We start from the raw sequence: 9,209 nt of genomic DNA, 5'->3' as shown, positions 1-9,209 counted from the left end.
CCCCCACCCAGAACGGAACAGTGATGACCGCCCTCGTCAGCCACGTCCTTGTCATCCACCGCTGGCGCGACCACTACGCCCGCTACGCGGACTACCTCGACCACCGGCACCACCAGGTCACCTACGTGACCACGGCACTGGGCCTGGAGTCGGTACCCGTCTCCGCCGCGGGCACGGTCACGGTCAGCGCCACCGACGACATAGGCGAGGTCCGGCAGGCCGTCGACACCCTGACCGTGCGGTTCGGCCGTCCGCAACGGGTGATCGCGCTCAACGAGGGAGACCTGGAGGTGGCGGCGCAGCTCCGCGCCGAGCTGGGCTGCCCGGGCCAGGGGACGACCGAGCTCGCGCGCTTCCGGGACAAGCTGACCATGGTGCAGACCGTCGCCCTGGCGGGCCTGCCCACACCCGCGTTCGCCGACGCGCCGGACGCCGCCGCGGTGAAGGAGTTCGCCCAGACCCACGGCTGGCCGGTGGTGGTCAAACCCCGGCGCGGTACCGCCAGTCGCGGCGTCCTGCGACTCGACTCCCCGGAGGACCTGGCCGCCCTGGAGTCCGCCGAACCGGAGGACCGCATCGTCCAGACCTTCTGCGCGGACGCCGTCTACCACGTCGACGGGCTGTGGACGGGCCGCGAACTCGGACCCTGGCGCGCCTCGCGCTATCTGAACACCTGCGCCGAGTTCTCCACCGGCACCACCCCGCTCGGCTCCGTCGAGGAGGACGACCCGGAACTGCTCCGGCACATAGGCGGGTTCACCACTGCGGTCGCAGGGGCGCTCGGCGGGCGGCGACCGTGGGTGTTCCACCTGGAGGTCTTTGTCGGCGCCGACGAGGACGGCGGCACACGTCTCACCTTCCTGGAGGCCGGCTGGCGGGTCGGCGGCGCCGAGATCCCGTTCGTCTGGCGGGAGGTCCACGGCCTCGACCTGATGTCGGCCGCCGTCGCGATCCAACTCGGCGAGACCCCGGAGCTGGCGGAACCGGCGGCGACCCGGCGGATCGGCGGCTGGCTGCTCGTCCCCGCACCGCTCCCCTCCCCCTGCCGGGTGGTGGGCGTGCGAACCCCCGCCACCCCGCCACCGAGTCTGTACGCCCGGGTTGTTCCGCAGACCGGCTACGTGCTGCCACGCATCGGCGGGTACGAGCACGTCGGGGCCCGTTTCCGGTTCCGCGGCGGCACCACCGCGGAGGTGGCCGACTCGATCCTGGCGACCGCCGCGGAGGTGTCACTGGACTGCGTCCCGGCACCGCCACCGGACCGTCGGGCGGTGGCCTGCGGACTGGACCGCTGAGACGGCGAGGACAACACCCGTGGTCAGCTTCCAGGCACTGCTCGGCATCTCCCTCGTGGCGCTCGGGCTGGTGCTCACCCCCGGCCCGAACATGATCTACCTCGTCTCCCGTTCCATCGTGCAGGGACGCAGAGCGGGGCTGTTCTCACTGCTCGGTGTCGCCGTCGGCTTCTTCGTCTACCTGCTCGCGGCGGTGACGGGCATCGCCGCCCTGTTCGCGCTCGTCCCCGCCGTGTACACGGCCGTCAAGCTCGCCGGCGCCGCCTACCTGGCGTACCTCGCCTGGACCGCCCTGCGCCCCGGCGGCTTCTCCGCGTTCGACCCGCAGCCGCTGCCACCCGACCCGCCGCTGCGGCTCTTCACGATGGGCCTGGTGACCAACCTCCTCAACCCCAAGATCGCGATCCTCTACATCTCGGTACTGCCCCAGTTCGTCGACACCGGGCGCGGATCGGTCGCCGGCCAGAGCCTCGTCCTCGGCCTCACGCAGATCGCCATCGCCGTGACGGTCAACGGTCTGATCGCGCTGGGCGCCGGGTCCATCTCGGCCTTCCTCAAGGACCGGCCCCGCTGGCTCCGCACCCAGCGCTACGTGATGGGCACCGTACTGGCCGCCATCGCGGTCCACGTGGCCGTGTCCTGACACCTTCCGATCCCGCTGACGGTCCGCCGCCCGCGGGCCGCCCCGCACACCCGCCGCGGCACCGGCCGCGGCACCAAGACAGGAGCATCCCCTTGGCACTGCACCGCGACGAGCTGACCCCTCAGCTCCAGGAGTACGCCCGCTTCGACGACCGGGGCGAAGCCCGCTACCTGCCGTACCTCATGTACTTCCACCAGGCCGACTACCGCTCGCCGGTGATCAACACCGACCGGGCCGGCTTCCGTATCTCCCACGGCCCGAACGGCGAGACGGCGTCCGCCGCCGGAGACGTCCCGGCGGGACCGGTACGCGTCCTCACCGGCAGCTCGACCGTGCTCGGCATCGGCGCGACCAGCGACTCCACCACCCTCGCCTCCCAACTGTGGCGCCGGCACGCCCCCGCCGCCCCCTGGCTGAACTTCGGCGGCCGCTGCTACAACTCCACCCAGGAACTCCTCCTCTTCACCCTCCACCGCCACCTCCTCCCCGAGATCGACGAGGTGGTCGTCTTCTCCGGACTCAACGACCTCACCGTCGGACGGCTGCCCGAGTGGCAGCAGGGCGACCACGGAGCGTTCTGGTTCTGCGGGGAGTACTTCGAGAAGATGGAGGAACTGCGCGAGGCCAACCGCAAGGCGAACCGGCGCGGCGGCTTCCGCTCCCAGGCACGGCGCCGCACGATCTCGACCCACGACGAGGTGCGGCGGAACATCCCCGAGGTCGTCGAGTCCGCCGCCGACCTGACCCTGCGGCACCTCGACAGCTGGCGGCTGCTCGCCGGCCCGAACGCCCGCGTCACCTACGTGCTCCAGCCGATGGCGCTGTGGATGCGCGACCGCCACGCGCCCGAGGAACAACTCCTCTTCGACGAGATCGACCGCATCTCGAAGCTGGGCACCTGGGAAGCGCTCTACGGCGACATCTCCACCCCCGCCGTGGCCCGCGCGTTCGCCGAACGCCTCCGCGCCGGCTGCGAGAAGATCGGCGTCCGGTTCCTCGACCTCAACCCCGTGCTCGCCGAAGCGGTGACCGAACGGGACTGGATCTACGTCGACCGGGCCCACTACACCGACCACGGCTACGACGTCGTCGCCGGCCTCCTCGCCGACCACCTCGACATCCGCTGAACCCGCCCACCCCGCACACCGCACACGGCGGGCGCCGGCCGTCCGCACCACGACCGAGGACAGCAACGTGACACGCACACACCGGGTGGCCTGGGTGGGCGGCAGACCCGCCCCCATCGCAGGAGCCAAGGAACTCGACATCGACGTCGTGCTCGTCCACGAGGAGGGCATGTACGAGCCGTCCATCGCCGCGCACTGCGAACGGATCGTGCACGCCCCGATCAGCGACGGCCCGGCGGTGCTCGCCGCGCTCGCCCCGCTGCACGAGCAGCGCCCCTTCGACCGGGTACTCACCACCTCCGAGCCCGCCGGCGTCTGCGTCGGACACGTCGTCGACGCGCTCGGCCTGCCGGGCGTCGGCGAGCGGACCGCCCGCACCCTCAAGGACAAGGCCCTCACCCGCGCGGCACTGGACCGGCACGGCCTCAGCCCCGTGCGGCACCGCGTCGTGCGCGGTGCCGACGAGGCCGCCGCGTTCCACCGCGAGCTGGCCGGACCGATCGTCATGAAGCCCGTCGACGGCGCCGCGAGCCGCCACATCCACCTCGTCCGGGACGTGGACGCGGCAGCCCGGGCCTGGCGCGAAATGACCGACTCCGGTCTGAGCGCCGCGCTCGCCGAGGAGTACCTGGAAGGCCCGGTGGTCTCCGTCGAGTCCTTCTCCCACCATGGCCGACACCTGCCGATCGGCTGCTCCGAGTACCAGGTCAACAGCAAGCACGTGGAATGGGCCGTCAGCACGCCCAGCCGGGTCGCCGCCGCCCACCTCGACGAACTGCGCGACCTCACGGTCCGGTTGCTGGACGCCGTCGGCCTCACCGAAGGCCCCTCGCACAGCGAGTTCGTCCTCACCCCCGCCGGCCCCCGGGTCCTGGAGTCGCACGCCCGGCTCGGCGGACACGCGCTGCCCGAACTGGTCCGCCGCGCCTACGGCCCCGACCTGGCGCGCATGATGCTGACCGTGCCGCTGGGCATCGAGGAACTGCCGGCCGACCCGCCGGCCCCCAGGGGCGGCGCCGCCATCAGGTTCTTCGTGCCGCCGCCCGGCGTCGTCAGGGAAGTCACCGTCGACGGGGACGTGCCGGCCGTCGTGAAGCGCCTGGCACCCGGCGAGCTGGAGGGCGTCTACCTGCCCCTGCTCGCCGAACTCACCGCGCTGGAGACCGGCGCCGTCCTCGCCCGCAACCCCGGGGACGTCGTCCCGGCGCTCGACACACTCGCCGCGTGCAGCTCGGGATACGCACTCAGCAGCGGCCTGGACGCCGCCGACGCGGAGGCCCGCTGCCTGGCCGTCGAACAGGGGATCCACATCCGTGTCGACTGAGCACCGACCGCCGCCGGGACCGGCGGAGGCCGGACCGGCCGAGACCGGACAGGTCGTCTCCCCGGAGGGAGCAGACGGACCGGGACCGGCGCCGGCAGCCACCTCCGCCTTCCGGATCAAACCGTTCCGCTACGTCTTCGCCGCGTCGGCCGTGAGCACCCTCGGCACCCAGATCAGCTACCTCGCCATCCCGCTCCTCGCGGTCACCGAGTTGAACGCCTCCCCCGGCCAGGTGGGGGCGCTCGCCGCACTGGGCACCGTGGCGTTCCTGCTCATCGGCCTGCCGGCCGGAGCCTGGGCCGACCGGACGCGGAAGAAGCGCCTGCAGATCTGCGCCGACCTGGTACGTGCCGTGCTCTTCGGCTCGGTGCCCGTGGCGTGGTGGCTGGACGCCCTCACCATCGAGCAGCTGTACTGCGTCGTCCTGGTGTCCGGTGTCGCGACCGTCTTCTTCGACGTCGCCAACCAGAGCTTCCTGCCGCACGTCGTCGGACGGGAGCAGCTGGGCGACGCCAACGCCAAGCTCGTGGCGATGCAGGCGGTGAACCAGGTCTCCGGCCGCAGCGTGGGCGGCTACCTGGTGCAGCTACTCACCGCGCCCCTGGCGGTCGCGGTGAACGCGCTGACCTTCCTGTGGTCGATGGTGTGCCTGCTGCTCGTGCGGTGCCCCGAACCACCGCCGCGCCGCCGCCCGGACGCCCACCTCGGGCGGGAGATCATGGAAGGCACCCGGTTCGTGCTGGGCCACCCCCTCCTGCGTCCCCTCGCGCTGGAGGGCGCGCTGACGAACATGGCGTGCCAGATGATCGTGACCGTCCTGCCGGTCCTGTTCATCCGGGAGCTCGGCCTGCCCGAGGTGGCGCTCGGCCTGTTCCTGGCGATCGCCGGCGTCGGCGTGTTCCTCGGCTCGCTCGCCGCCCGCCCCCTCGGTCGGCGGCTCGGCGAGGGCAGAAGCATGTGGATCGTCGGGCTGTGCGTCGCGCCGTTCGGCTTCCTCATCCCGTTTGTCGACGCCGGGCTCATGCTGTGGCCGGCCGTCGCGGCGTACCTCCTGATCACGTTCAAGATCGGCACCGACAACGTGATCAAGGTGACCTTCCGCCAGACCGCCACCCCGCCCGAACTGCTGGGCCGGATGAACGCGACCTTCCGTTTCCTCCTCACCGGTTCCCTCGCCATCGGCGCGGCGCTGGCCGGGCTGCTGGGCGAGACCATGGGCGTGCGCTCGGTGCTGTGGGCCGGTGCCGCCCTGCTCTCCGTCTGCTGGCTGCTGGTGTTCTGCTCGCCGTACCGGAACGTGCGGCAGCTGCCGCGCGCCTGACGGCCGCCCGGGCGAACCCGCGTCGAGGGTGTCAGGTCAGCCAGCGGTCCGGGCGGGCGGTTCGGCGGCCCGTCCGGGACCGCTCGGCCTGCGCGCCGACGATGGCGTACGCCTCCTCGACGTCCCGCAGCCGGGCGGACGCCGTGCCGTTGGCGCCGTGGTCCACCAGCACGTCCGCCAGGCCGAGCCGCCGCTCCCACGGGCCCTGACTCAGCCGCACGCTCTGCACCTTCGCGTGCGGCACCAGCGTCAACTCCCGCCGCAGCAGGCCGCGCCGCGTCGCGAACACCGCGTCCGTCACCCCGTGCCCGTAGCCCCGCCACCAGACGGGGACCGCCCAGCGGGCGCGGCGCGGCACCGGCCGCGTCACACTCGCCGCCTCCGCCAGATCCACCCCCGGCAGCACCCGGGCCAGCACCCCGGCGGCCACACCTCTCGGCGCCACCGGCAGCAGCACCGAGTTCCCGATGTCGGAGCCCGCGACCTCCAGCTCCACGCGCACCCAGTCCAGCCGCCGCCACAGCAGCGGCTCGACGATCCGCACCGACTGCACCCGGCCGGGCGGGACGGTCGCGTGCTCACGGTTCAGCAGGCCGTGGTCCAGCCGCAGCCCGTCCGGCGACTCGGCGACCTTCCAGTCGTACTCGGTGAGGTACCGGCCCAGCGTGGAGACCCACGCGCCGCCGAGCATCGGCACGCCGGTGGCGACGGCCGCGCCCAGGCTGCCCGTCCACCAGTAGATCAGCAGCGGCGCGACGATCGTCGCCGCGAGGAAGCCCCAGCCCGTGCCCATCAGCAGCAGCGCCACGGTCAGCCGGCTCGGCGGCACCCGCACCAGCTCCCGCTCCGGCGCCTCCCCGGCGCTGGGCGCCGCCTCCGGGGCTATACCGGCGGCCCGCGCCAGCAGCTCGGCCCGCAGCGCGACGGCCTCCTCCTCCCCGACGAACGCCAGCTCGTCCTTGTCGTTGGTGCCGACCACGTCGAGCTTGAGCTTGGCCACCCCGACCGCCCGGGCCAGCAGCGGACGCGTGACGTCCACCGCCTGGAGGCGGTCCAGCCGGATGTGCGCGACGCGGCGGAACAGCAGCCCGGTGCGGATGCGCAGCTCGGTGTCGGTGACCTGGTAGCTCGTCACCCACCACGACAGGAAGCCGTAGGCGGCCGCCGCGGGCAGCAGCAGGAGGAACGCCACCAGCAGCCAGCCGACCGTCAGCTGGGTGAACCACTCCCTGGCCCGGTTGAAGTCCTGCACCGCGAACACGGCGAGGGCGGCGATCGGCGCCCAGGTGCGCCGCCACGGCGTGATCGGATGCAGCCGGCGCCCCTCCGGCCGCGCGGGCAGCAGCCGCGCCACTCCCCGGGCCGCGCCCGGCCCGCCAGGGCCCGAGGGCTCGGTACGGCCAGTCGGGTGGTCACGCTTCCACCCGGGCCCGGGCCCGGGCCCCGCCCCGCCACCGCCACGCTCCTCGTTCCCCGGCACGTCGTTCCCCGGCACGTCGTTCTCCGACACCGCGCTCACAGCCCCGCCGACCGGGCCTCGCCCAGCTCCGTCAGCCTGTCCCTCAGCCGCTCGGCCTCCTCCGGAACCAAGCCCGGGATCGCGGCGTCGGTCGCGGCCGCCGCCGTGTGGAGCTGGAGTCTGGCCAGCCCGTACCGCCGCTCCAGCGGCCCCGACGTGACCTCCACCAGCTGCATCCGCCCGTACGGCACCACCGTCATCTCCCGCCACAACACCCCCCGGCTGATCAGCAGGTCGTCGGCGCGCTCGGCGTACCGCCACGAACGCCAGTTGCGCCCCAGCGCGAACCAGCCGAACACCGTCAGCGCCACGAGCGGCGTCATCAGCAGCGTCCAGACCGGCCCCACCAGAGCCCACAGCAGCACGGTCTGCGCCGCCAGGATCGGCGGCACGGTCAGCAGCAGCACCGTGCGCCGCATCCGCAACAGCGCCCGCTCGACCCCGCGCCACTCCACGTCACCACGGGCGGCCGCCGCCGGTGACGGCCCACCGCCCGTGGACGCCTCCGCCGCGGACGCCTCCGCCGCGGGCACTTCCGCCGTGGGCGCTTCCGCCGTGGGCAGTCGCTCCGTGGGCGCTCCCTCACTCCCCGTCTCCATACAGCCAGCGTAGGCGCAGGTGAGGACACGTGTATCGGCCCACAGGACGATCCCACCACCTCCCACGGGGGACATCGCGGGCCGAGCTGTCAGACTAGGCGCCATGACGGAGACGACGGTCGGCATCGGAGGCGCCGCCATGTCCAGCACGGACATGGTGCTGAACATCGGACCGCAGCACCCCTCCACGCACGGCGTGCTGCGGCTGCGGCTGGTGCTCGACGGCGAGCGCATCAGCGCCGCCGAACCCGTGGTGGGCTACATGCACCGGGGCGCCGAGAAGCTCTTCGAGGCCCGCGACTACCGGCAGATCATCGTCCTCGCCAACCGCCACGACTGGCTGTCGGCGTTCTCCAACGAACTGGGCGTCGTACTCGCCGTCGAACGCATGCTGGGCATGGAGGTGCCCGAGCGCGCGGTGTGGCTCCGCACGCTGCTGGCCGAGCTGAACCGGGTGCTCAACCACCTGATGTTCCTCGGCTCCTACCCGCTGGAGCTCGGCGGCATCACCCCGATCTTCCACTCCTTCCGCGAACGGGAGGACCTCCAGCACGTCATGGAGGAGCTGTCCGGCGGCCGGATGCACTACATGTTCAACCGCGTCGGCGGCCTCAAGGAGGACCTGCCCGCCGGCTGGACGTCCCGCGCCCGCACCGCCGTCGCCGCGCTCCGCTCCCGGATGACGATCTTCGACGACCTCGTCGTCGGCAACGAGATCTTCCGCGCCCGCACGCAGGACGTCGGCGTTCTCGCCCCCGCCACCGTGCACGCCTACGGCGTGAGCGGCCCCATCGCCCGCGCCTCCGGCGTCGACTTCGACCTGCGCCGCGACGAGCCGTACCTCGCCTACGGCGAGCTCGCCGACACCCTCGCCGTCAGCACCCGCACCGCCGGCGACTGCCTCGCCCGCTTCGAGGTGCTTCTTGAGCAGACCCACAACTCACTCGACCTCGCCGACGCCTGCCTCGACCGGCTCGCCGAACTCCCGCCGGGGCCCGTCAACCAGCGCCTCCCCAAGGTCCTCAAGGCACCCGAGGGCGCCACGTACGCCTGGACGGAGAACCCGCTGGGCCTCAACGGCTACTACCTCGTCTCCAAGGGCGAGAAGACGCCGTACCGGCTGAAGCTGCGCTCCGCCTCGTACAACAACATCCAGGCACTCACGGAACTACTGCCGGGGACTCTCGTCGCCGACATGGTCGCCATCCTCGGCTCGTTCTTCTTCGTCGTCGGCGACATCGACAAGTAGAGGCCCACGGCCCCACACAGCAGGGGCCCACGGCCCCGCCCCGCCGACCTCAGGAAACTGCGCGCCTGAGGTCGGGCGCTCCGCCGCCCTCGTCCCCGTCACCGTCCGCCGGGCCCTCGTCCCGCCCGGACT

Annotated in this window: 8 protein-coding genes; 6 read left to right on the top strand and 2 right to left on the bottom strand. The window is 72.7% G+C overall.

Annotated features, from left to right (window positions below):
• Nucleotides 1-23 precede the first annotated feature (23 nt).
• The 5 genes from FNX44_RS19135 to FNX44_RS19115 all read left to right on the top strand — a co-directional run bounded on the left by FNX44_RS19135 (nucleotide 24) and on the right by FNX44_RS19115 (nucleotide 5,710).
• Complete coding sequence (locus FNX44_RS19135) at nucleotides 24-1,295, top strand: ATP-grasp domain-containing protein (protein WP_143649523.1); 1,272 nt, start codon at nucleotides 24-26, stop codon at nucleotides 1,293-1,295.
• A 19-nt stretch (nucleotides 1,296-1,314) separates the two neighbouring features.
• Nucleotides 1,315-1,938: a LysE family translocator gene (locus tag FNX44_RS19130; protein ID WP_143649522.1), complete on the top strand. Its 624-nt coding sequence runs from the start codon at nucleotides 1,315-1,317 to the stop codon at nucleotides 1,936-1,938.
• A gap of 92 nt (nucleotides 1,939-2,030) precedes the next feature.
• Nucleotides 2,031-3,065 carry an SGNH/GDSL hydrolase family protein gene (locus FNX44_RS19125; protein WP_143649521.1) on the top strand — a complete coding sequence of 345 codons (1,035 nt, stop codon included), beginning with the start codon at nucleotides 2,031-2,033 and terminating at the stop codon, nucleotides 3,063-3,065.
• Nucleotides 3,066-3,132: 67 nt separating this feature from the next.
• Entirely contained in the window at nucleotides 3,133-4,389 is a 1,257-nt protein-coding gene (locus FNX44_RS19120; RefSeq protein ID WP_323369494.1) for an ATP-grasp domain-containing protein, read from the top strand.
• The gene (locus tag FNX44_RS19115; RefSeq protein ID WP_143649520.1) at nucleotides 4,379-5,710 is read left to right on the top strand and encodes an MFS transporter; all 1,332 of its coding nucleotides are present in this window, start codon (nucleotides 4,379-4,381) and stop codon (nucleotides 5,708-5,710) included. The genes FNX44_RS19120 and FNX44_RS19115 overlap by 11 nt, the downstream gene beginning before the upstream one ends.
• Before the next feature lie 31 nt (nucleotides 5,711-5,741).
• Here the strand turns inward: FNX44_RS19115 and FNX44_RS19110 are convergent, their stop codons facing one another.
• Both FNX44_RS19110 and FNX44_RS19105 read right to left on the bottom strand, forming a co-directional pair.
• Complete coding sequence (locus FNX44_RS19110) at nucleotides 5,742-7,229, bottom strand: PH domain-containing protein (RefSeq protein ID WP_407699123.1); 1,488 nt, start codon at nucleotides 7,227-7,229, stop codon at nucleotides 5,742-5,744.
• Nucleotides 7,226-7,828 (bottom strand): PH domain-containing protein, encoded by a 603-nt coding sequence (locus FNX44_RS19105; RefSeq protein ID WP_228450010.1) that lies wholly within the window; start codon nucleotides 7,826-7,828, stop codon nucleotides 7,226-7,228. Before FNX44_RS19105 ends, FNX44_RS19110 begins: the two co-directional genes overlap by 4 nt.
• A 103-nt stretch (nucleotides 7,829-7,931) precedes the next feature.
• Between FNX44_RS19105 and FNX44_RS19100 the strand changes: the two genes are divergently transcribed.
• Entirely contained in the window at nucleotides 7,932-9,077 is a 1,146-nt protein-coding gene (locus tag FNX44_RS19100) for an NADH-quinone oxidoreductase subunit D (RefSeq protein ID WP_143649518.1), read from the top strand.
• Nucleotides 9,078-9,209 lie beyond the last annotated feature (132 nt).

The sequence above is a fragment of the Streptomyces alkaliterrae genome, assembly GCF_007097205.2.
In the GTDB taxonomy this organism is placed as follows: Bacteria; Actinomycetota; Actinomycetes; order Streptomycetales; family Streptomycetaceae; genus Streptomyces; species Streptomyces alkaliterrae.
This window is presented reverse-complemented; position numbering and strand designations above follow the sequence as displayed.

Bases quoted from the DNA above. Each gene is read 5' to 3' on its own strand.
- FNX44_RS19135 (WP_143649523.1), top strand. From the start codon at position 24: ATGACCGCCCTCGTCAGCCACGTCCTTGTCATCCACCGCTGGCGCGAC.
- FNX44_RS19105 (WP_228450010.1), bottom strand. From the start codon at position 7,828: ATGGAGACGGGGAGTGAGGGAGCGCCCACGGAGCGACTGCCCACGGCG.
- FNX44_RS19100 (WP_143649518.1), top strand. From the start codon at position 7,932: ATGACGGAGACGACGGTCGGCATCGGAGGCGCCGCCATGTCCAGCACG.